The 26679-nt window shown below is 38.9% G+C and carries 21 protein-coding genes; 13 read left to right on the forward strand and 8 right to left on the reverse strand.

Annotation, left to right across the window (positions count from 1 at the left end):
- Positions 1 to 516: 516 nt before the first annotated feature.
- From ppsA to ACP8HG_RS03195, 3 genes are all read left to right on the forward strand, one after another.
- Positions 517 to 3129, forward strand: a complete 2613-nt coding sequence (ppsA, locus tag ACP8HG_RS03185) for a phosphoenolpyruvate synthase (protein ID WP_342537991.1) — start codon at positions 517 to 519, stop codon at positions 3127 to 3129.
- A gap of 376 nt (positions 3130 to 3505) precedes the next feature.
- Positions 3506 to 3781, forward strand: coding sequence for an ArsR/SmtB family transcription factor (locus ACP8HG_RS03190; RefSeq protein WP_067207967.1), 276 nt, complete (start codon positions 3506 to 3508; stop codon positions 3779 to 3781).
- A 204-nt stretch (positions 3782 to 3985) separates the two neighbouring features.
- Complete coding sequence (locus tag ACP8HG_RS03195) at positions 3986 to 4369, forward strand: VOC family protein (protein ID WP_067207969.1); 384 nt, start codon at positions 3986 to 3988, stop codon at positions 4367 to 4369.
- A 447-nt stretch (positions 4370 to 4816) separates the two neighbouring features.
- Here the strand turns inward: ACP8HG_RS03195 and ACP8HG_RS03200 are convergent, their stop codons facing one another.
- The 5 genes from ACP8HG_RS03200 to ACP8HG_RS03220 all read right to left on the reverse strand — a co-directional run bounded on the left by ACP8HG_RS03200 (position 4817) and on the right by ACP8HG_RS03220 (position 10445).
- Entirely contained in the window at positions 4817 to 5632 is an 816-nt protein-coding gene (locus tag ACP8HG_RS03200; RefSeq protein ID WP_067207972.1) for an ABC transporter ATP-binding protein, read from the reverse strand.
- Positions 5632 to 6663, reverse strand: coding sequence for a FecCD family ABC transporter permease (locus ACP8HG_RS03205; protein WP_067207974.1), 1032 nt, complete (start codon positions 6661 to 6663; stop codon positions 5632 to 5634). The genes ACP8HG_RS03200 and ACP8HG_RS03205 overlap by 1 nt, the downstream gene beginning before the upstream one ends.
- Positions 6660 to 7700, reverse strand: coding sequence for a FecCD family ABC transporter permease (locus ACP8HG_RS03210; protein ID WP_338652824.1), 1041 nt, complete (start codon positions 7698 to 7700; stop codon positions 6660 to 6662). Before ACP8HG_RS03210 ends, ACP8HG_RS03205 begins: the two co-directional genes overlap by 4 nt.
- A complete protein-coding gene (locus ACP8HG_RS03215) occupies positions 7693 to 8775 on the reverse strand; it encodes an iron-siderophore ABC transporter substrate-binding protein (RefSeq protein WP_067213905.1) in 1083 nt (360 codons plus the stop codon). Before ACP8HG_RS03215 ends, ACP8HG_RS03210 begins: the two co-directional genes overlap by 8 nt.
- A gap of 1211 nt (positions 8776 to 9986) precedes the next feature.
- Positions 9987 to 10445 (reverse strand): hypothetical protein, encoded by a 459-nt coding sequence (locus ACP8HG_RS03220; RefSeq protein WP_438298173.1) that lies wholly within the window; start codon positions 10443 to 10445, stop codon positions 9987 to 9989.
- 104 nt (positions 10446 to 10549) lie between these two features.
- Between ACP8HG_RS03220 and ACP8HG_RS03225 the strand changes: the two genes are divergently transcribed.
- Positions 10550 to 10963, forward strand: a complete 414-nt coding sequence (locus ACP8HG_RS03225) for a pyridoxamine 5'-phosphate oxidase family protein (protein ID WP_187047846.1) — start codon at positions 10550 to 10552, stop codon at positions 10961 to 10963.
- A 42-nt stretch (positions 10964 to 11005) separates the two neighbouring features.
- Here ACP8HG_RS03225 and ACP8HG_RS03230 read toward each other — a convergent pair whose 3' ends face one another.
- Positions 11006 to 11923 carry a MerR family transcriptional regulator gene (locus tag ACP8HG_RS03230; RefSeq protein WP_187047427.1) on the reverse strand — a complete coding sequence of 306 codons (918 nt, stop codon included), beginning with the start codon at positions 11921 to 11923 and terminating at the stop codon, positions 11006 to 11008.
- A 114-nt stretch (positions 11924 to 12037) separates the two neighbouring features.
- Positions 12038 to 12943, reverse strand: coding sequence for an EAL domain-containing protein (locus ACP8HG_RS03235; protein ID WP_438298174.1), 906 nt, complete (start codon positions 12941 to 12943; stop codon positions 12038 to 12040).
- A gap of 357 nt (positions 12944 to 13300) precedes the next feature.
- Here ACP8HG_RS03235 and ACP8HG_RS03240 point away from each other — a divergent pair, with 357 nt between their 5' ends.
- From ACP8HG_RS03240 to ACP8HG_RS03260, 5 genes are all read left to right on the forward strand, one after another.
- Positions 13301 to 14368, forward strand: a complete 1068-nt coding sequence (locus ACP8HG_RS03240; RefSeq protein WP_340741884.1) for an ABC transporter permease — start codon at positions 13301 to 13303, stop codon at positions 14366 to 14368.
- A gap of 3 nt (positions 14369 to 14371) precedes the next feature.
- Positions 14372 to 15043 (forward strand): ABC transporter ATP-binding protein, encoded by a 672-nt coding sequence (locus tag ACP8HG_RS03245; protein ID WP_399633115.1) that lies wholly within the window; start codon positions 14372 to 14374, stop codon positions 15041 to 15043.
- A 94-nt stretch (positions 15044 to 15137) separates the two neighbouring features.
- Positions 15138 to 16925, forward strand: a complete 1788-nt coding sequence (locus ACP8HG_RS03250; RefSeq protein ID WP_399631764.1) for a DAK2 domain-containing protein — start codon at positions 15138 to 15140, stop codon at positions 16923 to 16925.
- A gap of 13 nt (positions 16926 to 16938) precedes the next feature.
- A complete protein-coding gene (locus ACP8HG_RS03255; RefSeq protein ID WP_438298175.1) occupies positions 16939 to 17742 on the forward strand; it encodes a DUF1295 domain-containing protein in 804 nt (267 codons plus the stop codon).
- Positions 17743 to 17761: 19 nt separating this feature from the next.
- Positions 17762 to 19201: a cryptochrome/photolyase family protein gene (locus ACP8HG_RS03260; RefSeq protein WP_399631768.1), complete on the forward strand. Its 1440-nt coding sequence runs from the start codon at positions 17762 to 17764 to the stop codon at positions 19199 to 19201.
- A 778-nt stretch (positions 19202 to 19979) separates the two neighbouring features.
- Here the strand turns inward: ACP8HG_RS03260 and ACP8HG_RS03265 are convergent.
- Positions 19980 to 20486, reverse strand: coding sequence for a DUF1456 family protein (locus ACP8HG_RS03265; RefSeq protein WP_342537995.1), 507 nt, complete (start codon positions 20484 to 20486; stop codon positions 19980 to 19982).
- A gap of 309 nt (positions 20487 to 20795) precedes the next feature.
- On the opposite strand from ACP8HG_RS03265, the gene ACP8HG_RS03270 reads away from it, so the two are divergent.
- The 4 genes from ACP8HG_RS03270 (at position 20796) to ACP8HG_RS03285 (ending at position 26595) form a co-directional block, all read left to right on the forward strand.
- Positions 20796 to 22352 (forward strand): ABC-F family ATP-binding cassette domain-containing protein, encoded by a 1557-nt coding sequence (locus tag ACP8HG_RS03270; protein ID WP_342537996.1) that lies wholly within the window; start codon positions 20796 to 20798, stop codon positions 22350 to 22352.
- A gap of 338 nt (positions 22353 to 22690) precedes the next feature.
- On the forward strand, positions 22691 to 23797 hold the full coding sequence (locus ACP8HG_RS03275; protein WP_067208002.1) for a sugar ABC transporter substrate-binding protein: 1107 nt from the start codon (positions 22691 to 22693) through the stop codon (positions 23795 to 23797).
- Positions 23798 to 23887: 90 nt separating this feature from the next.
- On the forward strand, positions 23888 to 25408 hold the full coding sequence (locus tag ACP8HG_RS03280; protein WP_342537997.1) for a sugar ABC transporter ATP-binding protein: 1521 nt from the start codon (positions 23888 to 23890) through the stop codon (positions 25406 to 25408).
- 11 nt (positions 25409 to 25419) lie between these two features.
- A complete protein-coding gene (locus ACP8HG_RS03285; protein ID WP_067208008.1) occupies positions 25420 to 26595 on the forward strand; it encodes a sugar ABC transporter permease in 1176 nt (391 codons plus the stop codon).
- Positions 26596 to 26679 lie beyond the last annotated feature (84 nt).

A 26679-nucleotide genomic window follows, 5' to 3' on the forward strand; every position in this document is an offset into this window, starting at 1 on the left:
GAATTTGGTTGGAATTGATTGTTTATAAAAAGTGAAAAAAACGTCTCTTTCAAATTGAACAGCAGTGTGCTCAGTGATTAGGCTCTTTAATAAGGGGGAACGAAAAAAGCCCAATATCTTAATATTAATACTAAGGAATTAGGCTTTTTAATATTGGAATTTCTTAATGTTTTAAATCCGTGTTTTCCTGATGCTACACTAAATAATTTGATATCATTTTTCATCTTCGAATTCGCAACAATTATGATTGCATAAATTCATTGAAAAAAATGAGGAACTGTGGTAAATTTATATAGTTATACGCTATTTAAGTGGATTATGTATAGATTACCCTATTTTAATTATACATCATAAAGCCCTTTTTAGTCAATCATTTTTTGAAAAAAGAAGTGTTTGATGTGAATATGGAACTTCGCCAGGAGCAAGAACGAGTGGACAGCGTAATTGGTTGATCAGATGAACAACTTTTGTCATATGATTCGTCTTGGTATTGAGCGATAAATGGGAGGGAAAGAAATGAAACCATATGTACTAGAGTTACGGGAAATCGATAAAATGAGTCAAATGGTGGTTGGTGGCAAAGGGATGAATTTGGGTGAGTGTTCGAGGATTGAAGGAACACTTGTACCAGAAGGTTTTTGTGTTACCACTGAGGCATATAAAAGAGTCATTGGGGAAAATGAGGAGCTTCAACAATTACTAGATCAACTAGCAGTTCAAAAAGTGGACGAACGAAAAAGAATTAGTGAAATTAGCTGGAAGATTCGTGAGCTGATTGAGGGGATTGAAATCGAGAAGGGGATCGAACAAGATATCGATCGATGTCTCTTAACATTTGGCCTAGAGCATGCATATGCTGTTCGTTCAAGTGCAACAGCCGAGGATCTTCCATTTGCCTCCTTTGCTGGTCAACATGACACTTATTTAAATATCATCGGAAGAGATAAAGTATTGCGCCACATCAGTAAATGTTGGGCTTCCCTATTTACTGATCGCGCAGTAATTTACCGAATCCAAAATGGATTTGATCACAGCCAAGTTTTCCTATCCGTTATCATTCAACGCATGATTTTTCCACAGGCTTCAGGAATTTTATTTACTGCTGATCCGCTTACTTCTAATCGAAAGCTACTATCGATCGATGCTAGCTTTGGACTAGGGGAGGCCCTTGTTTCCGGCTTGGTATCGGCGGATTGCTATAAGGTGCAAGAAGATGAAATCGTCGATAAGATGATAGCAACCAAAAAACTGGCTACCTATGGGCTAAAAGAAGGCGGAACAGAGACGCAGCAGATCAATCCTGATCTGCAAAAGTCTCAAACACTTACTGACCAACAAATTTTACAACTAGCACGCAAAGGAAGACAGATTGAAGCTTATTTTGGTTGCCCACAAGATATCGAATGGTGTTTGGTTGAAGATACATTTTATATTGTCCAGAGTCGCCCAATCACTACTTTATTCCCTGTCCCTGAAGCGAATGATCAAGAAAATCACGTTTACGTTTCTGTCGGTCATCAACAAATGATGACCGACCCCATGAAACCATTAGGATTGGCTTTTTACCTGTTAACGACCCCTGCACCCATGCGTAAAGCTGGTGGAAGGCTGTTTGTTGATATCACACATAGTCTGGCTTCACCTGTTAGCAGAGAAATTTTAGTAGATACGCTGGGACAATCCGATCCGCTCATAAAAGACGCACTAATGACCATAATCGAGCGGGATTTCATTAAATTGTTACCAACTGATGACAAAGAGCTGAGTCCAAGTAGTAGTAATAAAAGTATGTCTTCTGCGGGTTTTCAAACACAATTCAAAAACGATCCTACAATCGTTTCTGAATTGATAAATAGTAGTGAAACATCGATAAACGAGTTAAAACAAACCATCCAAACGAAATCAGGATCAGATTTATTTGATTTTATACTAGAAGATCTGCAACAATTAAAGAAGATTCTATTTGACCCACAAAGTTTGGGTGTGATTATGACTGCTATGGATGCTTCATCATGGATCAATGAAAAAATGAATATGTGGTTAGGTGAAAAGAACGTAGCAGATACGCTTTCCCAATCTGTACCAAACAATATTACTTCGGAAATGGGTCTGGCGCTATTGGATGTCGCAGATGTGATTCGTCCATATCCAGAAGTAATTCATTATTTACAGCATGTAAAAGATGATAACTTTTTGGAGGGAATCGTTACGTTTGAAGGTGGACAGGAAAGCCAAGATGCAATAATAGCTTATCTCAACAAATACGGAATGCGATGTGCTGGAGAAATCGATATAACTAAAACTCGTTGGAGTGAAAAACCAACTACACTTGTCCCTATGCTTCTCAGCAACATCAAAGAACTTGAGCCTAATTCGGGCAAACGGAAATTTGAGCAAGGGCGGCAGGCAGCTTTGAAAAAAGAACAAGAGTTAGTAGATCGATTGATGCAATTACCGGATGGCAAACGAAAAGCCGAAGAGACAAAACGAGTGATTAGCCTAATCCGGAATTTCATCGGTTATCGTGAATATCCAAAATACGGCATGATTAGTCGCTACTTCGTTTATAAGCAGGCGTTACTGAAAGAAGCCGAACAACTCGTACAAGCCAACGTTATTCATAAAAAAGAAGATATATACTATCTCACATTTGAAGAACTTCGTGAAGTCGTACGAACAAAAAAACTGGATTTCGAGATTATCAGCAAACGTAAGAACGACTACAAATTTTATGGAAAACTAACGCCCCCACGTGTACTCACGTCTGATGGTGAAATCATTGCAGGTAACTACAAACGAGAAAATCTCCCAGCCGAAGCGATTGTAGGACTACCTGTTTCTTCTGGAGTTATTGAGGGACGAGCACGTGTCATCTTAAACATGGAAGAAGCTGTTTTAAAAGAAGGAGATATATTAGTCACCTCCTTTACTGATCCCGGCTGGACACCATTATTTGTCTCCATAAAAGGTCTTGTTACCGAAGTTGGTGGACTGATGACCCATGGAGCAGTTATCGCACGTGAATACGGCTTACCAGCAGTTGTCGGAGTGGAGAATGCTACCAAGCTGATAAAAGATGGACAACGTATTCGAGTAAATGGAACAGAAGGGTATATAGAAATAATATAATTCATTACATTTAAATCATAAAAGAAGAGCATACGAATTAGAAGAATCATTGACATCATGGTGCTTTGGGGTCTATGTTTAGAACCCTGTGACTAGGACGTATGAGCAGTCATTTTCTAATTAGGGAAATCCGGATTTTTTTATAAATAATTATGAAACCCAGCAATCTTCTTATTTGAAGGTAGCTGGGTTTTTAAAGTTGGATGTGCAAAATAACAATTTAAATAAGCGCAAATTATTGGGGAAAGTGAAAATCATGATGGTTCGGGCTAAGGTTACTTCTTGAGTTTATGAAGTGAACTTTGGTAGTTGGAAAAAGGATTGTATGCATCCGGTTCGATTGACAAGCAACTACACGGTTGCTTATACTTAATGTATGAAGGACAAAGACGCTATATTCAAAGCACTTGGCGACTCGACTCGGCGGCTGATATTAGACGAACTATCCGAACGCAACGAGCTAACGTTGTATGAACTTACGGTACGTCTCATTACGAAGCACAACCTTACCATTTCGCGACAAGGGATAGCTAAACATCTTACTGTATTGGAAGATGCAGGGCTTGTAAAATCAAAACGAAAGGGAAAATATCGAGTACTTATGTTCAACACCGAACCACTTAAAAACTTGCTGAATGGATGGATAAAGTGATTTTGTGGAAAAACAAGAAAAAATATTCCGCAGACGTAAGTAAGGGGATAAAAAGCGGATGAAGTCACTGAGTGTATTTTGAATGGTTTATTAAAAAAGGATATTATAGAAATAGGGTTTCGAACGAACTTGTGTTTTTCACTTGCAACCAGATTGTTAGCACAGCACTATACATCGCAAATATCAAAGGAGGCAAAAAACAGTATGAAAATTATTGTTACTAGTATATTCGTAGAAGATCAAGACAAGGCACTAGAGTTTTATTCAGAAACGTTGGGCTTTGTAAAAAAGCATGACGTTCCTACCGGAGAATTTAGATGGATTGCACTTGTTTCTCCCGAGGAGCAAGAAGGTACTGAGATTTTGCTCGAACCAAATAATCATCCAGCAGCCAAGGAGTATCAAAAGAAACTATTTGAAGAAGGCATACCTGTAACAATGTTTGGTGTTGAAGATGTTCGCAAAGAGTACGATAGGTTATTGAAACACGGCGTGAACTTTTCTATAGAGCCAACAGAAATGGGCGAAGTTACAATAGCTGTCTTCGACGATACATGTGGAAACCATATTCAGATAATCCAGCAGTAACTTTATGCGGATAACAGAATAGAGTTAAGCTAAGCAACCTATTAACGCGTGGCACCAAAGCGTTTGGTATAGGAAAGAACTGAGTATCTGCGTATGTAGGGAGTTTTTATTTAAACTAGCTAGTGATTCACTGAGCGGTTAATCAGCATTGCTTCAGAATTAAGGTTATTCCATCAAAGGGCACTTTTCCGGAGTAACGAAAAAAGTCCAATTTCTCAATTATAATACTGAGAAATTGGACTTTTTTATATTTACTTATAGTGTTATGCAACTTAAAGAATAAAAAAGCTTGTTGCCTTTCAAAATCCTCTACTGTATTGGTGTCGAATCAAAGCAGTGGAGGTCGAAAGGAATACTGGCAATGCTGAAGTGAATGTGCACATAAGCATAAGGGCAATGATGAATGCTTAAATAAAATCGTGTAGTTTGATTCACTGTTTGGGTCATTTAAGGAGTACATTCATTATTAACATGATAACGTCCTTTTGGTATGGCAAAAGGAGAGCCTGAAACAGGGTCTTTTATCACCATACAATCGAGGCCGAATATGTCTTTAACTAATGTGCTTGTAATAACCTTTGATGGCTCACCCTCAACTATAAGCTTTCCTTTACGAAGTGCAAAAATATAGTCTGCATAGCGAGCGGACAAGTTTATATCATGAAGAACCATTACAATCGTAGTTCCGTGCTTTCGGTTAAGGTCTGTGAGTAGGTCAAGAATTTCGACTTGATATGTGATATCTAAAAAGGTTGTCGGTTCATCAAGAAATAAAATATCTGTTTGTTGAGCCAGAGCCATTGCGATCCAGACGCGCTGTCTTTGACCGCCAGAAAGCTCGTCAATATCATTATTTGCAAGCTCAGTTATATCCATAATACTCATAGCTTCGGCGACTGCATCATAATCCTTTTTTGTCCAACCGCTGAGCAATGATTGGTGCGGAAATCTTCCGCGTCCAACCAAATCAGCGACAGAAATTCCTTCTGGAACAATGGGGGATTGCGGTAGCAGTCCTAAAACACGAGCTAATTGTTTTGATGGGATTTTGCTGATGGGTCTTCCGTCAAGGGTGATTTTTCCAGACGTAGGCTTTATAAGCCTTGATAGTGTTTTAAGAAGCGTAGACTTTCCGCAGGCATTTGCTCCAATAATAACGCTTATTTTATTACTTGGGATAATAAGGCTGACTCCATGGATGATCGTTTTATTATCATAGCCCGCTACTATCTCTTCGGCTTGAAAAACATGTGTCGGTTTCATTATAATTCTCCCCTTCGATTCATTCGGATTAGCAGGAAGATCAGATACGGCGCTCCGAGTATTCCAGTAATGACGCCCACGGGGTATCTGGCCACAAAAGCAAATTGTCCGATTAGATCTGCCGCCAAAACTAAATTAACGCCAACAAGACCTGCGGGAATTGCGCTTGAGAAGCCAACTCCGACTAGTCTTTTTGCAATCGGTCCGGAGAGGAAGGAGACAAATGCTATTGGGCCCGTGGTAGCAGTAGCAAGAGAAATCATGCAGACGGAACTAAAAATAAGCACAATTCTTGTCTTGTCCGTGTTCACTCCGAGAGAAGTGGCCGACTGTTCTCCAAGTTCCAATATACTTAGGTGTTTTCCTAGGACTATAATAATAGGCGTAAAGATGAAAACTGATAGTATCAAAGGCGGAAGTTCGTGCATTTGTGAGCCATTGAGGCTACCGCTGAGCCATCTGAACGCTGCGGGGAGATCTTGTTCTGCACCGATCAGCAAAAGATAGGATATCAAAGCGCCAAGCATGGCTTGTATGCCTATTCCGATAAGAATTAATCTCCCGATTGAAAATGACTTTCCCCTAGATAATATGTAAATTAGTATTACAGTAGCAAGGCCAGCAATCACGGAAGCAATGGAAACAACAGCTCCGCTAGTATGAAGTATGACTATACAAAAAACAGCCGCTGCGCTCGAGCCGCTAGTAATACCGATTACATTCGGGTTAGCTAGGGGATTGCGCAACATAGTCTGAAAGGTGTTTCCGGCAATGCCGAAAGCGAATCCAGCGAAAAGACCTGCCAGCATTCTTGGTAGACGTATGGTATTAATGGCAAAAGAAGCACCTTGGAGTTCTTCTCCAGAAAGTACTCGGATTACATCTATTACGGGATAGATGGTGTTCCCCAGTAAAAGCATCGCACAGCAAAGAATGAATGCAAGTGCTGCCAGGGAGCCGGTAACAAGTATCCATCGACGGTGTCTTTGACGTCTGCCCGCCATAATAAACTTAACAGATTCATTTTTCATAATGACCGCACTTTCGATTTCATAGCTAATAGTATTAGTATCGGTGCTCCTATAAATGCTGTAACTACACCGACTTCAAGCTCTCCAGGGCTACCGATGAGCCTGCCGCTTACATCTGATACAGTCAAAATGATGGCTCCTGAAATAGCAGACATCGGTATAACAAAACGCAGGTCAGGGCCAAGAATAAGGCGCATGACGTGGGTTGATAAAAGCCCAACAAAGCCAATTGGACCTGCCAGGGCAGTAGCTGAGCCGCACAAAAGAACGGCCCCAAGAGCTGCAACAAGCCTCAGTATTCCTGTTTTAACGCCGAGTCCGGTTGCAACATCGTCTCCCAGGGCAAGTGCATTTAGTGCTGGTGCAGAAATAATAGCTATCAGTATTCCAATTATCAAAAAAGGGGTAAAAGTCGTAATAGCGCTCCAGTTTGCTGAGCCAACACTTCCTACCTGCCAAAACCTGAATTGATCCATGACATGAGAACGTGGGATCATTATTGCGATGACTAGGGAAGAAAGGGCGGCACTTGTAGCGGCTCCCGCCAAAACAAGCTTAATGGGCGTAGCTCCACTACGCCCCATAGAGCCAATACCAAATACGAAAATCGCAGTAAGCGCAGCACCAGCTAAAGCTAGCCATATATATTGATTGGCGCTGCTTATGTTAAAGAATGCAATTCCGCAAACGACAAACAATGATGCACCTGTATTAACTCCCAGTATACTCGGGTCTGCAATCGGGTTGCGAGTGACCGCTTGCATAAGCGCTCCTGAAACTCCGAGTGCTGCACCGCAAAGTAAACTGAAAACTGTTCGTGAAATCCTTTTGCGAACCACATTTGCTTCGTAGGAGTTTACGTCAGGGTGAAATAAACCGTCCATCACTTCATTTAATCCCACCATACGAGAACCTAAAGCCAGGGATGCAAACATGCACAAGCCGAGCAGGACAAAACAGATCACCAGAACTGTTATAAAATTCTTCGGAATATGTAAGCTTGACTTTTTTATTTTGGAAACCGATATACTATTCATTTAATTTCTTAATGGCTCCTCCTATTAATTCAAGGTATTCATCAATCGTATAAGATATCGCAAGTGGATTTGGATTTCCAGAAGCGGCCATAGGAGTATCGTTACCAATGAACACAACAGAACCTCTTTGAATCGCTGGAATTTTGCCTAACAGGGGATCAGCTTTAACTGCTTCATAAAGGCTTTCATCACCATATCCAATTATGATATCAACGTCGTTAAGAATGTCAGCATTCTCAGCGCTTAATGACAATGAGTAGCTAGTAGGATCAGTAATCTGATTCGTGATACTTTCAGGATATTCCATACCTAGCTCAATTAGAAAAGCACCTCGAGGATCTTTAGGTGTATAAAGATGGAGTTTAGACATATCTTTAGCCGAGAAGTTGACCCAGGCAACTTTTTTGCCTTCCATCTCAGGATATTTACTTGATTCCTCCTCAATTAGTTTCTCAGTGTCCTTAATAAGTTGTTCGCCTTCTGCTTTCATTCCCATACCTGTTGAATTTAATATAACTTGGTCACGCCATTCGGTTGCCCAAGGAGCGTCCTGATAGGCTACGACTGGAGCGATTTTACTAAGAACATCATAGTCTTCCTGTGTTATACCCGAGTAAGCTGCAAGAATTACATCAGGATTTGCATCTGAAATAGCCTCAAAATCAAGACCATCGGTATCCTGGAAGATATTAGGTTCATCTGCGCCGAGTTCCTCGAGTTTTTTAGCTGTCCAAGGCAAAAGTCCGCTGTCATCCTGAACCCCGTAATTAGCGGCTGAGAAGCCTACAGGTATAACTCCAAGAGCGAGAACAACATCATGATTAGCCCATTGAACTGTAACAACTCGTTCAGGCTTGCTAGCAATTTCAGTTTCGCCAAATGCATGCTTTATTACGATCGGAAATTCAGTATTTTCATCTTGAGAAGCAGGTTTTTCTGTTTTAGATGTTTCGGTACTTTCCGATGATGAATCAGGTGTTGAACTTGATTTCTCACCTGAACAACCAACTAGTAGTATCATAGCCATTGCCGAAATTAGTAATGCTTTTAATGAGATTTTTAGTTTCGTATTCATTTTCATAACCTTCCTTATCGTAAAATGTATTTTTAGTGATTGGTGACTAACTTTACGGAATAAACTTACATTATTTATTTTGTAAAGTTTTTTGAAAGATGTTTTAACTTTACCTTCCGAAGATGATCAAAGAATCAGTAAGGGGATAAAATTTTTCTTTAATTGTCTCCTTTTTATAATTGATAATGATAATCATTCTCTATTAATGTATATTTACTTTGATAGGTTGTCAATGAAAATTTATTAGAGCTACTTGCGATGTACGGTTGGGAGGGAATAGGTATCCAAATCTTCTTTGATTTCCACGATTCATTGGTACTCAATAGTGTAATCTAGCCGCTTTAATATCCCTTCTGGAATTGGGAAATGAATTTTCGTCACTTTACTCTTACAAAATCAAAAAACTCTCAGTGATAATAATGCATAACAAAAAACTCAGAATTTTTTTTAAAAAAAGGATGAACCTGGAGTTCTTTGCGCTATTTGGAATCAAGAAAACAGACGGCGGAAACTAAAAACATTCACCTATCTGTTTCTGATGCCTTGATTAATGCAGAAATGTTTAAAAATCAGTATAAGTTGATAGAACTAATTTGGATTAAACCCTCCAAACATTGATGTATAAGTAAGACTTGGAAGCTATGTATTTAGATATAATTACTTAGATCAGGCAATCGTGCATATTTCATGTGACGATGCATATAATAAAGTTGACCATTGGCCATGACTAAGATTTTTTCAAAGGAAAGGTTAATGGGCATCGGGGTGTCTTTTGTGGAATCCTGAGGTTAAAAATCTGGTGATGATTAGGCACCGTGAAAACTTGATACACTTACCGGACTTCGGGTACCGGAGGTTGGCAAGCAACATTATAACCTAATCATTATATTCGAGAGGAAGGGAGGGAGTAGTCATACTTACCTCTCTTCTTTTTGATTGGAAATAGGTGACTCATTATGATGAATAATGACAGGACAATAGCTTTCGAATGAAAAGGCGATTTGTAGTAGAAAAAAATTACTGTTTAACTCTTGTTAGAACAAATTATCAATTATAAACACCTAAATTATTATATGAATTTGGGACCATCAAAAGGGAAAGCCTGTACATTGTATATTGAATTATTCACGGATATTTCAATATTGGCTACGCATGCCGTTTTACAACGATTGGCGGAGGAATACTGTTTCTGCACCTTGACTTCTGACGGCTTAAAATCCTTTTTCTTTTGTTAAATAACGAGCAAACAATATAACCATTATACAGCCATACATAATGTGCCCTACAATCCAGTATGAAAATGAGGGAATACTAGTAAATGCAGGCGTTCTGTCGGAAAATGTGGTCGTAGGGAATATTGCTACACCAATGATGAAAGAGACGAAGGTACATAAAACAATGATTTTCCTACTAGATGAAATCTTTCCATTAATAATCATCAAATACAAACAAATCGATAAAGCTATCGAGACAATTAGATGAAAACCTACTTCAACAAGTTCTGGAAAGACAAACGTTTTGATGTAAGGAATATAATCGACGTTTAATAATAGCGTGTAAACTTTAAAACGAGTAATGTGCTCAATAATTTTTAATAATGCAGCTAAGAATAAACCTGAAATCAGTCCATATAAAAAAGCTCTTTGCAGGCCCCGTCTTGTTAAAAGCATATTTTCACCCCTTGCACTTATTTATTTCCATTTCAGTAAATGATGTTTAGTTCACTTCTTAGCGAGGTAAACTCCAATAGGGCTAAAAAAGGGAGTAGATAATGATGGATGAAAAAAAACAAGCACTGAAAATATTGAAAGAAAGCTTCGTGGGTACGATGGCTACAGTTCAACAAAACAAGCCACACACTCGTTATATGACTTTTTTCAGTGATGAATTTACGCTTTACACCGCAACATCAAAACAAACGCAGAAAGTGGATGAACTTGAAGTGAATCCACATACCCATATCTTAATTGGTTATGAAGGAGAAGGTGTGGGTGACGAATATCTTGAAATAGAAGGAACTGTCAGTATTTCCGACGATGAAAGTGTAAAAGAAAAAGTATGGAATGAGCATCTGAAACCATGGTTCAGTGGTCCTGAGGATTCCGATCTTGTTATCTTGAAAATTTCACCAGATTCAATTCGGCTGATGAATAAAAAAGGTGACGAACCAAAAGAGATTACACTATGATCAAAGAGGTACCAGCATTAGGAGCTGGTACCTTTTTTTGGTTTATTGGCGTAAGGCTTCTTCAAGTGAACTGGTGACGTGGATTGCCTGAAGTGTTTTGTTTGTTGCGTAGTCGAGTGCACCCATGCCACCTAGGTAAAAATCAATATGTTTATTATTAGCTGCAAACTGATCTAAACTCTCCAGTAAATCCGGATCATTTATAAAAGGGGCTGTTGTTGTTGCTGATAGCAGTACTTTTGCAGGCTTCAATTTTTCTACCAGAGACTCTATAGCGCCAGGAGCAGGAGAAGTACCAACCAATACTGTTTTCCAGCCTTTCATCATAAATTGCAATAATAGTATGTGCAAAGGGATTTCATGACGTTCATAAGGCAGGCATGCTCCTAAGACTAAAGGTGCATCGTCACTGCTTTGATAGTTACGACGAATTTGCACTAGGAAGTCTCGTACGACCAAGCTTGAGACAGATTCCTGATACTCGCTCCATTCCTTCATGTGCCATTTATTACCGACCTCATTTAAAAATGGAACAATCACTGATGTTAAAAAATCGTTTAATCCGAAAGAATGATAAGCCTGCTGCAACACTAGATATAATTCCAATTCATCACAATAGGATCCTTTTTCTAGAAGTTGAAAGACATAATCATTTAGCAATTTTTGATGTTGAATCGCATGGATTGGATCTGGAACAGTATCTAACAACTTACGTCTATCCTTTGTAAGTTCGACAGCACGCTTAATGGAATGTCCTTGCCCAGAAAGAGTCTTCACATTTAATAGGGAGTTGATATCTGCCTCACTATATATACGATAGCCATTTTCTAATCGATTGGGTTGTACAAGATTATAACGTTCTTCCCACTTGCGGATTACTTGTTTCGATAATCCTGTCATGTCTGAAACTTGTTGTATAAAATATAAACCATTAGAATCTGCTGGAGTGATTATGTTCATTACATCCTTTCGACAAACTAGAAGTCTTAGTGTAAGTATAGGGAATTTGGATGTTTTGTACAATGTTGTAGTTTTAACGTTATACAATGGGGAATTCGATCCCAACACAGCCTATCATTTGGCTAGGTCTGTTGGGATAGGTGTTGGCTTTCCAAACAAATAGCCTTGGAATAATTCGTATCCGACCTCTTTCAACCATTCAAAGTCTTCTCGCTCTTCAATCCCTTCAGCAAGCGGAATTGCACCAACTTGTAAGGCACTCGATAAAAACTTTTTAGCAGCTGCCTGTTTTGTTAAATCACCAGATACCCCCTGTACAAATTTCATGTCTAACTTCATATAATTGGGCATTAATTGTTCAAGGACTTCAATTGTGCTAAAGCCTACACCCACATCATCCAGCGCGTAGTGTAAACCCCTTTCTCTGTAAAAAGTTAATATTTTTTTCAAATGCTCAATATCATCCACACTTTCTGTCTCAACTACTTCAAAGACTAATTGAGAAAAAGGGATCCCCAACTGAATTGCAAGTTGAACGGTAGTTCTGAGACAATGTTCGGGAGAGTAGATTGAAGTCGGGATAAAGTTAATGAACACTTTCTTATGAATAGCGGCGGCGTTCCTAACGGCAGCAATTCTGCAAACGCGATCTAGCGCATAAGTACGGTTTCTTTTTTTTGCTGCTGTAAATACTTTACTTGGAGCCACAGAATTTCCGTTATCATCTTGGAAACGGGCCAGCATTTCATAAGCAAAGACTTCTTGGCTTTTCGTAACGATTGGCTGTATGTGAAATGTGACGTTGTTTTTAAGTATGACCTGGTCAATCCATTTGAATTCTAGCAATTCAATTATTTCATTAATCGGTTTCCAGTCACTGTCGTCCACTTTAAAATAAATAGACTTTACTTCCATTACATCACTGAAATAATCGTATAGCCCCGCAACCGCAGCCTCTCTTACAACAATGATATTATCACGGGAGTTGACCAATAAGTCGTTACTTTTAAGGTAAGACATAAGTTGGGGAAGGTGAGTTAAATTTCTTTCTCCAGAAATACGGATTTTGTAAAACAGCTCCGTTGGATTGCATGAAGTACAAATGTGCATATAGTCTCCTCCTAATCTTTGGCTAGAATCCTCTCCATCTAGTATATAACAACCCTTATCATTTGTATAACGTTTTATAGTTTGGAGTGTACAAAGGTTTGACAAACTTTTATTACTCTGTTTTAATTGAGTTCAGAAATAGAAATGAATTGAGAAGTTAGGAAAGGGGTAACAGTTTTGAATCGATTAAATTAATGGATAGATAGCTGCTAAATAATCTCGAAAATGTAAACTACTTAAACCAAAATTACATAAGGATGTGAAGAAATGTTTTTAGCTTTAAATGAAATTAAGAAAAACAAATTACGCTTTACGTTGATCATTGGTGTTCTAATGCTCGTATCATACTTAGTGTTCTTTCTATCGGGACTTGCTACAGGCTTAGAAAATCTGAATCGTGAATCAGTTGATAAATGGAAAGCAACAGAAATCATTTTGACAGAGGAATCGGATAAGAGCATGTACCAATCTTCATTAACAATTCAAGATGCAAATGAAATCGATGCTGAAGAAATTGCCGTAATCGGTCAAATAAATGCAGTTGCCGGCAATGGTGATAATAAGACGAACGTATCTATTTTTGGGATAAACAAAGATGAATTCATTATGCCGAATGTGACGGAAGGCAAAGAATTTGCAGAAGGCAATGAAGTTATCGCCAGTGATGCATTAAAAGAAGATGGATTTAAAGTAGATGATGAACTGCAATTATCATCATCTGACGAAATATTAACTATTGTAGGTTTCACAGACAATGCAAGATTTAATGCAGCTCCAGTGCTATATGGAGATTTGTCTACTTTCCAATCAGTGAAATTCGGTGAAGCAGCAGAAGCAAATAAGGAAAGTATAAGTGGAATTGTTGTTCGCGGGGATGAACCAATTGCTGACATGAAAAATGATTCATTGGAATCCATTGAAATTGAAACATTTATACGGAGTTTACCAGGGTACACGGAACAGAGTTTAACATTAAACTTCATGATTTATTTCTTGTTTGGTATTTCAGCGGTCATTGTTGCAATTTTCCTTTACGTATTGACCGTCCAAAAAATCAGTATGTTTGGCGTCATGAAAGCTCAAGGTATTTCTAATAACTATCTGTCACGTTCAGTCATTGCACAAACATTTATATTAGCTGCGATTGGTGTGGCAGTAGGTTTCGGATTGACGTTAATCACCGGTTCATTTCTACCAAGTGCGGTACCAGTAGCATTCGATCTTGTAACAATGGTCATCTACGGACTCGTACTAATAGGAGTTGCGATATTGGGTGCGGTGTTCTCAGTTCTTACAATTGTTCGAATCGATCCATTGAAAGCAATAGGAGGGTAAATGATGGTAGTTTTAGAATTAAAACAAGTGAAAAAGACATTCGGCAGTGGCCATAAAGAAATAGAAGCAATGAAGGAAACAAATTTTACTGCAGACAGGGGTGAGCTGATAGCTATTATCGGTCCGTCTGGTTCCGGTAAAAGCACATTTCTAACAATTGTCGGCGGGCTTCTTACACCCACTTCAGGGTCTGTGATCATAAATGATAAGAATCTAGCGGATTTAAATGAGAAAGAGCGTTCAAAGATTCGGTTGAAGGAAATTGGGTTCATTCTACAAGCATCGAATCTAGTTCCATTTTTAACAGTCGCCAATCAGTTAAAACTATTGGACCAAGTTAAGAAAGAAAATATGACGAAAAAACAATTAGAAGAGTTATATGATGACTTGGGTATTGGGGATTTACGAACTAAATACCCTGCAGACTTGTCTGGCGGAGAACGTCAGCGTGTGGCAATTGCCAAAGCGTTATACAGTAACCCTTCCATTATTTTAGCTGATGAACCAACAGCATCTCTTGACTCAGATCGTGCCTATGAAGTAATGGAACTACTGAAAAACGAAACAAAGAACAAAAACACAACGACCATTGTCGTCACACATGATATACGTCTCGTAGACTATTGCGACAAGGTATTCAAAATGACAGACGGTGTACTTGTGCAAGAAAAATAAAGAAGTCTGGTGCCTTACTAATGGTTAAGGCACCTTTCTCCATACATAGAAAATGAATTATGTAGAGGGAATCTTGAAAAGGTGGTGAAATCAAATGAACAGTAAACACTTGGACAGTGAGAAGCTATATTATGCTTTTGTCTCAGGCGCAAATAGGGTTATTAAACATAAGAATGAACTTAATAGAATAAATGTGTTTCCAGTAGCTGACGGTGATACCGGAACAAACTTAACATTTACGATGCAAAATATTATTGAAGAAACACAAATGAAAGGCTCTGCAAAAGAAACAATAGGATCGATTGCAGATGCGGCATTAACAGGTGCGAGAGGGAATTCTGGTATTATTTTTGCGCAGTTTCTGAATGGACTTCATCTAGGATTGGACGATGAAAAGGAGATAACGTTATCTGGTTTTTCTGAAGCAGTAGAAAGTGCGGTACTCTATGCATACAAATCAATCTCCAATCCAGTAGAAGGAACAATTATTTCGGTTATGAAAGATTGGAGTAACTCTCTTCGTTTACTAAAAGATCGTGTAACCGACTTTTCTCAACTATTTACCATCTCGCTGGAAGCCGCCACCCAATCACTACAATCCACGCGTAAGCAGCTTAAAGTATTAAGAGATGCTTCAGTGGTAGACGCCGGTGGAAAAGGATTTGTTTGTTTTCTTGAAGGTATAACTAATTACTTTTTGAAAGTAGAGGTTGAAGAAACAGACTACGTATCTGCTGACGTGGAATTCAAGGATAGTGGACTTCATTCGAATGAGAATACAAAACCAAGTCACAGATATTGTACGGAGGCGCTTATAAAAGGCGAGCAGATAGATTTGGAAATGTTGAGAAATAATCTATTAGATCTAGGAGAGTCGCTGATTGTCGCAGGAAGTCCGGAGAAGGTCAAGATTCATATCCATACAAACCATCCTGAGATACTGTTTGATAGACTAAGAGAATTTGGAATGATTATTCAGCAAAAAGCAGATGATATGCTTAGACAATTTGAAACTGTTCATAGTAGGAAACATAAAATTGCGCTAGTTACAGATTCAATTGCTGACTTACCAAAAGATTTAATGGACAAGCACCAAATCCATATGATTCCTTTGAATCTACTTATAGGTGATAATAGTTATTTAGACAAATTGACAATTAGTCCTTCTTATTTGTATGAATCAATGGATGATGCCAAAAAATATCCGACATCTTCACAACCTACTGTAAAAGCAGTAGAAAGTTATTTGAATTCTATAGTGCCTTACTATGAATCAATCATTGTGATTACCGTCTCTAATAAAATGAGCGGAACATACGATACGATTGTCAATGCAGCGAAGAAAATTAAAAGCACCGGTGCAAAAATTGCGGTAATAGATTCGATGTTAAACTCAGGTGGACAAGGTCTAGTTGTTTTAAAGGCTGCTGAAGCGATTGAGAAAGACGTAGAATTTACGAATGTAATTGAAATAATTAACGATACAATCAAGAAAACAAAAATCTTTGTGAGCGTTGATACGTTGAAGTACATGGTTCGTTCAGGACGCATTAAAAAATATACAGGTCTTGCTGCTAAAATGCTGAATTTAAAACCTCTTGTATCCATTAATAACACTGGAGATGGCATAGTTATTGGTAAAGCAATTAGTGTGAAAGCTAATACTAAAAAAATGCAAGCTTTGGTAAGGGAAATTACTCGTACGAAAAAGATTGTCAGTTATTCAATCGTTCATGCAAATGCGATTGATCGGGCGAATGAATATGAACAAATTTTCTCGCCTCTTATAGGAAGAACACCTGAATACATCACTGAAATATCTTCAATTGTAGCTATGAATGCGGGTGTGGGATGTGTTGCAATTGCATTGACAACAGAATAAAGGAGGTTTTATGATGTCAGCTATTTATTTGGGTACGTTCATTACCTTGTTACTATTTTTCTTCATTTTTTTTCTGGTTGCTCAGAAAAAGAAAAACAACGGTCTAGTCGATATTGCATGGGGACTTGGATTTGTCATAGCGGCGATTTTTAGTTACTTTGCTGGAGGGTTCCAAACTGATCGCGCAACTCTCATAACAATTTTAACTATTATTTGGGGAGTACGGTTAGCGTATTACTTATTCAAAAGAAATTGGAATAAGCCTGAGGATTACCGCTATGTTAATATGAGGAAAAGATGGGGAACTAATTTTGTCTATTTAAAAATATTTCTAAATGTATATGTACTCCAGTTAGTATTGCTATTTATCATTGCGCAACCTATTTTACTGACAAATGTATCTTCTACAAAAGGTCTTGGAACGCTGGATTATATTGGATTGATAGTTTGGATAATCGGATTTTTCTTTGAAGTCGTAGGAGATAATCAGTTGAAATCTTTCATGAAAAAACCTGAGAATAAAGGGAAGTTGATGAAGTATGGTTTATGGAAGTATACGCGTCATCCTAATTATTTTGGAGAAGCAACCATGTGGTGGGGAATTTTTCTAATCGCCTTCTCTTCACCTAATGGATGGATAGGAATAATTAGTCCAATCATCATTACTTTGCTTCTATTATTTGTATCAGGAGTACCTTTGCTCGAAAAGAAATATAAGAATCATCCTGAATTCGCTGACTATGCAATGCGAACGAGTAAATTTGTACCAATGCCTCCAAAAAATAGTAAGCAAATTGGACATACTACGGATAACTGATTTGAAGGATGAGATGTAGTTGAAAAAAATAATTGTCTGGTTTAGAAAAGATTTACGAGTACATGACAACCCCGCTTTGTGGGAAGCAGCCCAGCAAGGAATGATTATTCCTGTTTTTATCTGGTCGGAAGAAGAAGAGCATGAAAACACATCAAACTTAGTAGGGCAATGGTGGCTTCATCATTCATTGATAGCTTTGAAAAAAAAGCTAGAATCAATTGGTTTATCCCTCATTTTTAGACGAGGTAGCAGTTTAAAAGAGCTTTCTTTACTTTGTAAACAAACAAAAGCAGATGCTGTTTTTTTTGGTGAAAGATATGAGCCATCTATTATTAGAAGAGATAACGCGATTACTCAAAACCTCTTTTCTAATGGGATGGAAGTTCGTTCATTTCCTTCAAATCTACTCTTCATACCTGGTGATTTACTGAATCAAAAGAATGAACCTTATAAAGTGTTTACAGCTTTTTGGAAAAGGACGATGGGGGAGTCTGTTAATCGTCCGCTTCCTATTCCAGTTGACATTAATCCATTCAATCAAGTTCTTCCGTCTCTACAAGTGGAAGAACTTGATTTGTTGCCAGTGAATCGCTGGAATGAAAAGTTCCATCCGCACTGGGAGCCAGGTGAAAAGGGCGCTATTACGAGATGGGAAAAATTTACCCATGATGGCCTCAGCCGATACGTTGAGGGGCGTGATATCCCCTCTTCAGATTCGGTTTCATTATTGTCGCCCCATTTAGCCTGGGGAGAAATAAGTGTTAGAGCAATTTGGTATTCAGCTAAGCGGCTGAACGAAACGGAAACAGGAGAGTACATGCAATCATCCATCGATGCCTTTTTGAGGCAGTTAGTATGGCGTGAGTTCGCATATCACCAGCTCATTCATTTTCCAGAAATGCTACAAGTCCCTTTACGTGAAAAATTCACAGCATTTCCTTGGCAGGGTTCTAATGAAGAATTTGCTAAATGGCAAAAAGGTTTGACGGGTTATCCTCTAGTCGATGCGGGAATGCGAGAATTATGGCAGACGGGTGTAATCCATAATCGGGTTCGAATGGTTGTCGCCTCATTTTTAGTTAAACATTTACTCATATCCTGGGTAGAAGGATCTAGCTGGTTCAAGGACACGCTAATTGATTTTGATGCGGCTAACAATGCAATGGGTTGGCAGTGGGTCGCTGGGTCAGGGATCGATGCGGCGCCGTACTTCCGGATATTCAATCCAGTTCTTCAAAGTCAGAAGTTTGATCCGGAAGGACTATATATCCGAAAATGGGTTCCTGAACTTGCTGTAATTTCTTCAAAGTATATCCATGAACCCTGGAAAGCACCCACAAATTTACTACATGAATCCGGTATCGTACTCGGAAAAACGTATCCGCTCCCAATCATCGATCATTCACTTGCCAGAATCCGTGCGTTAGAAGCCTATGCGCAAGTTAAAAATAAATCATAACACGTCCGTTGATTAACCATTTATTTGCAAAAATACTGGTGAGTCGGGCTTGATGAATTTCATTTTCACTGCACTATTTTCGGCCCGCTTTCGACTAACTATTCAGGATAGATTTACTGTGGGGACCGAGTGTGGCGAGAGGTAATACTGTTTAGCAAAAAGTATGCTCCTAATCATGTGATACCTTATAGAAAGTGACACTTCTTTACTAAAAAAGGGGAAAACCATATAGAAAGCTTCAGCCGCCAAAATTGCATCTTTGGCGGTTTTTCTCTAGCTTAGATGTCAGCTATTCTTTAGTCAAAAAAATTTTCTGCACTACGAATACTTATGCATTTGGAGCAGGGCGGATGAAGGGCCACCAGACGATTACCGAAAAAACTGTGTAGAGATGCGATAAAGTCGCATCTCTACACAGACAGACATCCCGGTAATTGTTTAGAAGCCATTCAACCAACGCAATCGGAAAATGCAACTATACAAGTAGCGCCCAGTAGGTGATTATGTTATTCACGGGAAAGGATAATGGATATTAGGATGACTCTCTGGTATCCGAATATAAAAAAACACCATTCAAATCTGAGTGGTGTTTTTTCTATTTTCAATTCACTTGTAATGAAACATCAAGCAACAGTGTGGCCGATGCCGCTAGAAAAGGGCTTGTAAGTACTTTAAACCGTGGGCCAGTTGAATTGCGGTCCATTTTAAACAAAATCCTATTTATGAACTGCACCCCTGCTGAATAATTGAAGCTGCAGTTATTAATGCGGACGGTCCTTTATTCTCTATATCTTATAGCTAATCCTTTTAAGAAATTCCTTGCGTATCTGTCAAGGCACTCTTTATAATTCTTGTGTCCTTCTTTTCTTAATACAGCACCTAATTCACCTTTTGTAATAACGACTCCTGCTTCTGCTAATATTTCGAGCATATCATCACTTGTTAATGCTAGTGCTATTTTCACTTTTTTTAGAAGGATATTATTAACACTTTCATAATTTTTTATAGACAGTGCTGGTTTTTCTGCTTGTCCCGTTTTTGGATCTTGTTGCCCTCTTTTAAAAATAATAAAGCCATTTAAAAATGAATCTAACATACTATTACTACACTTTATGGATCCTTCATTTTCAGCTTCATCATGATAATTGTCATTTGACTTAATGAGCATCATTGACACTTCTTCTTGTGTTACTTCAACGCCGCCAAGTTTAAATATCTCTACCATAACCGAGTCTTTTATATCGAGAGCATATCGTAGTCTAATTAATATATCATTATTATTCATGTATAAACCTCCAGTGAAATTGTACTATTTACGTAATTGAATCATCATTTTTAAAGTGGAAAAAGGCAATCAAAGTTAACTTAATAATAGCACATAAAATTAGTTTAACCTTTTTTTTGTTATATCAGACTTTAAAATAGACGAATTCCTATCCGCATTAAAAATTCAGGGTAAGGTGAGTGTGAAATCATAGCTTTCCTCATCAATGAAATCCCTATATAATATAGTAGAAACGGAATATGGGTCCCGGTTGTGGACAGTTTTAAATTTTGAAGAATTATTCTTAGTGAAGGAACAGGTGTAAAACATATGAGTTTATTGACTGTAGCAAATTTAAGTCACGGCTTCGGTGATCGTGCGATTTTCGAAGACGTCTCTTTTCGGTTATTGCAAGGAGAGCATATCGGCTTAATCGGTGCCAATGGCGAAGGTAAGTCGACGTTCATGAACATTATTACGCGTAAGCTAGAGCCAGATGCGGGAACGGTAAGTTGGGCGAAGCGGGTGCGGGTCGGGTATTTGGATCAACACGTCGCGTTAAAACAAGGGATGAGCATTCGTGATGTGCTGCGGACCGCTTTTCAATATCTTTATGACCAGGAGACAGAAATGAATGCGCTCTTTGCCAAGATGGCTGAGGTCGATGCAGATGAACTGGAGTCCCTTCTTGAGGAGACGGGTCAGATGCAGGAAGAATTGACGAACAATGATTTTTATATCGTCGATTCCAAAGTCGATGAAGTAGCGAACGGACTAGGATTAAATGAATTTGGTCTAGATCGGGACGTTCATGATTTGAGTGGAGGGCAGCGGACAAAAGTGTTGCTTGGTAAGTTATTATTGGAAAAACCGGACATTCTTCTTCTTGATGAGCCGACGAACTATTTGGATGTTGAGCATATTGACTGGCTACGCAATTATTTGCAGAACTATGCGAATGCTTTCATATTGATTTCCCATGATATACCCTTCTTGAATAGTGTTATTCAGCTTATCTACCATATGGAAAATCAGCAGATCACTCGATATTCTGGGGATTATGATGAATTTTTACGTGTGCATGAAATGAAGAAGCAACAGGTGGAAGCCGCCTACAAAAAGCAACAGAAGGAAATTTCAAACCTTAAAGACTTCGTGGCACGTAACAAAGCGAATGCAGCGACGAGTAAAATGGCCATGTCTCGCCAGAAGAAGCTGGACAAGATGGATGTCATCGAATTAGATGCTGAAAAGCCGAAGCCACAATTCTCCTTTAAACAGGCACGGACCCCGGGGAAATATCTGTTCGAAACAAAGGAACTTGTGATTGGCTATGATGAACCGTTGTCAAATGCCTTGGATCTTACGATGGAACGTGGGCAGAAAATCGCTTTGTCTGGTGCGAATGGTATTGGGAAAACAACTCTCTTAAAGAGCATTCTAGGAGAAATCCCTGCACTTGCCGGTTCTGTTACTCGTGGTGACCATCTGGAAATCGGGTACTTCGAACAGGAAGCCAAGTCGGAAAACAACAATACTTGTCTTGAAGAAGTATGGGAAGCTTTCCCGCATTTCACACAATACGAAGTACGTGCAGCCCTTGCACGATGTGGATTAACGACCAAACATATTGAGAGTAAGGTGAAGGTGCTAAGTGGTGGAGAAAAGGCGAAAGTACGTCTTTGTAAACTGCTTAACCGCGAAACAAATTTGCTCGTCCTTGACGAACCGACAAATCACCTTGATAGAGACGCGAAAGAGGAATTGAAACGTGCCTTAAAGGAATACAAAGGCAGCGTGCTACTTATTTCTCATGAACCTGATTTTTATGAAGGCCTTGTAACTGATGTTTGGAACGGCGAAAATTGGACGACCAAGATGTTTTGAGTGGCTTGAACTTAGGTAGTTGAAATTAATTCGAATAGAATAATGAACCAAACAAAAGTCTCTCACAATTTGCGAATTGGTGGGAGATTTTTGTTTGGTTATTTTTGATAGCCCTCCATTTGCACATATAAAATAGTACTGGTCGAATGCTAATCTCATTTTGCATAAACGATTTTATTCCGCCCCTTTTACTAGCTGAAAAACTCCTCTTTCATCGAAAAGCTAAAAAAGTATAGTAAATGTTGAAAAAATGCTATTGATAGCGCTTTCATATTGAATTTTCAGAGTTTATGATTAAGTAGTAAATACTTTTTATTCGAAAAGAGAGGGGTAAAAAAATGATTAAGAAATTTAAGGGGTTAACATTTTTGGCAATCTTGATGGTGTTCGCACTCGTCGCAGCTGGATGTAACAATGACGGAGGTAGTTCGGTTGACGTAGGTATCGTATTACCGACGAAGGATGAACCTCGATGGGTACAGGATGAGCAACGTTTCAAGGATGCATTAGCAGATTCAGATTATTCAACGGAAATTCTATTTAGTCAAGGATCTTCAGCGAAAGAGAAAGAAAATGTAGAGGCATTATTAAATAAAGGCATCAAGGTATTAATTATCACTCCTCATGATGGTGCGGCAGCTGCATCTGCAGTAGAAGCAGCGAAAAAAGAGGGTGTAACTGTTATTGCGTATGACCGTTTAATTACAGATACGGATGCAGTAGATTATTATGTAACATTCGATAGTTTAGCAGTAGGTGCTGCACAAGCACAGTATTTAGTGGACAATGCACAGGGGTCTGACGTTCCTCTTTACCTTTATGCAGGTGCGGCTTCAGATAACAACGCATTTTTATTCTTCGAAGGGGCCTGGAAAGTGCTTCAACCGAAAATTGCAGATGGTACCTTTAAAATTGCTAACTCAAGTGAAGCAGAGGGGTTAAAAGATTCAGCCGAACTTTCGCGCGACCAACTGGGAAAAATTATTGGTCAAGTTACAACGAACTGGGATGCAAATGATGCGAAAAACAAAGCGCAAACACACTTAACAGCTGCGGGTGACGACTTAAAAGGTGATGTTGCAGTTCTAGCTCCGAATGATGGAACAGCTCGGTCAATCGCAGACGTATTTGCTTCTGATAGTGTAATTTCAAGTTACTTTGTGACTGGGCAAGATGCAGAGAAAGCATCTATCCAATATATAATCGACGGAAAACAGTCGATGACGGTATTCAAAGACGTTCGTGCACTGGTGAAAGATGCGATGGGTATGGCAGTTGAAATCTTAGATGGCAATACACCAGAAACAACAGGTTCTTATGATAATGGTTCAGTTGAAGTTAAAGCGAAACAAACGGACGTAATCGTGGTGAATGAAGATAACGTGAAATCTGAGCTAATCGATTCTGAATACTACGAGGCAAGCGAATTCACAGGTTTAGAGTAAAAGTATCACATTGGAAAATGGAAAATAGTGATAGTGTAATCTATCACTATTTCTCCATTTCTATTTTGTTTGGGTTAGGGAGGCGATAGAATGAGCGAATATATTTTAGAGATGAATGACATATCTAAAGAGTTCCCGGGAGTCAAGGCCCTATCGAACGTGAATTTCAAAGTGAGAAAAGGAGAAATTCATTGTTTGGTTGGTGAGAATGGTGCAGGAAAATCGACGCTGATGAAAGTGTTGAGTGGAGTTTATCCATATGGCACATACGACGGAGATATCGTATTTGAAGATCAAGTTCAACAGTTCAATGAGATTAGCGATAGTGTGAAGGCTGGTATTGGCATCATTTATCAAGAGTTGGCACTTTTTCCGGATTTGTCCGTCTATGAAAATATATTTGCTGGCAATGAAGTGAAAAAGGGTCCGTTCGTTGATTGGAATCAAACAATCGTTCAAGCTACGCAGATACTGAAAAAAGTAAAGCTGAAGGTGACGCCGGAAACACTGATTAGGGAATTAAGTGTAGGAAAACAACAGCTCGTAGAAATTGCCAAAGCATTAAGTAAAGATGTAAATCTGCTGATTTTAGATGAGCCGACGGCAGCACTGAATGAAGATGACAGTGAAAATCTGTTAAAACTCCTAAAGGAATTAAAAAGCCAAGGAATTAGCTGCATTATGATTTCTCATAAGCTGAAGGAAGTTATCGAGATAGCGGATAAAGTAACGATTTTGCGGGACGGCAAGACGATTTGTACGCTAGATGCAAGTAAAGGGGAAGTAGCGGAAAATGTCATTATCAAAAATATGGTAGGACGTGAAATCGAAGACATTTACCCGAAACATCCTGATAAGAAAATCGGAGATACTGTCCTCAAATTGGATAACTGGTCAGCGTATGACACGCAACTAGGAAGAAATGTTGTGAAAAACATCAATCTTCACGTAAAAAAAGGCGAGATTATTGGGATCGCTGGTCTGATGGGGTCCGGTCGTACAGAACTTGCTCTTAGCATTTTTGGGAATCCGAAAAACTATAAGTTACAAGGGGATTTGGAAATTCAAGGGGCGCCAAAAGTACTGAAGCATACAAGTGATGCGATTAAGGCTGGTATTGCGTATGTGACGGAGGATCGAAAAGGAGACGGACTGTTTTTATTACAGGATATTAAGAGTAATGTCTCGGCGGCACATCTGAAAGGTATTTCGACGAAGGGGATTCTCAACTTAAATGAAGAAGTGAAGGTTGGTAAAGAGTACAAAGACTCGTTGTATATTAAAGCGAGTTCACTAGAGCAAATAGTTGGCAAATTGAGTGGTGGAAACCAACAAAAAGTATCGCTTGGGAAATGGTTGTTTACTGGACCTAAGATCTTGATCTTAGATGAACCGACAAGGGGAATCGATGTTGGGGCGAAATTCGAAATTTATACGATTATGAATCAGTTGATTGACGAAGGTATGAGTATTATTATGATCTCCTCTGAACTTGGTGAGGTGCTAGGGATGAGTGATCGTATCTATGTTATGGCAAATGGCTCGATCAAAGGAGAACTGGCCAAGAAGGAAGCGACACAAGAGGCGATTATGGAACTTGCGACGCAATAGGAGGGATAACGATGGGATTTTATAAAGAAACTAAAGCGCTCGTCAAAGCCAATATTCGAGATTACGGGATGTATATTGCGTTAATCGTTATTTTGTTAACATTTACGATTATGACGAACGGCTTGTTTATGTCTTCTCGAAACATAAGTAACTTACTGGATTCCGCTGGTTATATTGCGGTTTTGGCGGTTGGGATGACCCTTGTTATCGTCATTCGTCATATTGATTTATCGGTGGGCTTTTTAGCAGGATTTCTAGGTGCGATTACAGCCATTTTCTTGACGCAAATGGGCTTGTCAGTATGGATTACTATTCCGCTGATTTTAATTTTAGGTGCTATCATTGGATTATTTAACGGGGTATTAGTTGCTAAAATTGGAATTCCATCATTCGTTGCTACGCTGGCGGGGATGTTGATTTTCCGTGGTGCACTCCTTCAGGTTACAGAAAAAACGGGAACGATTATTGTTAGGGATGAACAATTCAATGCGATTGGAAATGGATTTATTCCATCGATTATGCAAATTAATGGCTTGCATCTACTGACGTTATTAGTAGGGTTTGTCGGAGTACTTTTATATATATACAATGAAATCGCCAATCGTCGTAACAAATTGACGTATGGCTTTGATGTAATGTCTAAGGGGATATTTAGTGTAAAGCTTGTTTTGATATCAGCGATTATTGCTTACATTACTTGGATTTTAGCTGGCTATAACGGTTTTTCTTGGACGGTTGTCATTATAATAATCGTTGTCATAGTTTATCACTTCTTAACGACTAAAACAGTACTCGGTCGTCACATTTATGCAGTCGGTAGTAATCCTGAGGCCGCGCATTTGAGTGGGATCAATGTACAAAAGATTACATATATCGTCTTCGGTTCCATGGGGATGCTCGCGGCGTTATCAGGAATTCTATTTACATCTCGGCTTCAATCGGCAACGACCACAGCTGGAACTCTCTTTGAGCTTGACGCGATTGCAGCGGCATATGTTGGTGGAGTATCTTCTGCAGGTGGTGTCGGTAAAGTAACAGGTGCTATTATCGGAGCCATCGTGATGGCCTCGTTATCGAGTGGGATGAACTTACTAGGTGTAGGAATTTCCTATCAATATATGATTCGCGGTGGTGTTTTAGCTGGAGCGGTAATCTTTGACGTCATGACACGGAAGCAACGGGGTTAAAAGAGAATAGTAGAATAACTGGGCACCCTATTTGTAGGGTGCCTGATGTCGTTTTGTAAGACATTGTTAATTCCTAGACAGGTT

It is taken from the genome of Sporosarcina sp. FA15, from assembly GCF_051550195.1.
Taxonomy (GTDB): domain Bacteria; phylum Bacillota; class Bacilli; order Bacillales_A; family Planococcaceae; genus Sporosarcina; species Sporosarcina psychrophila.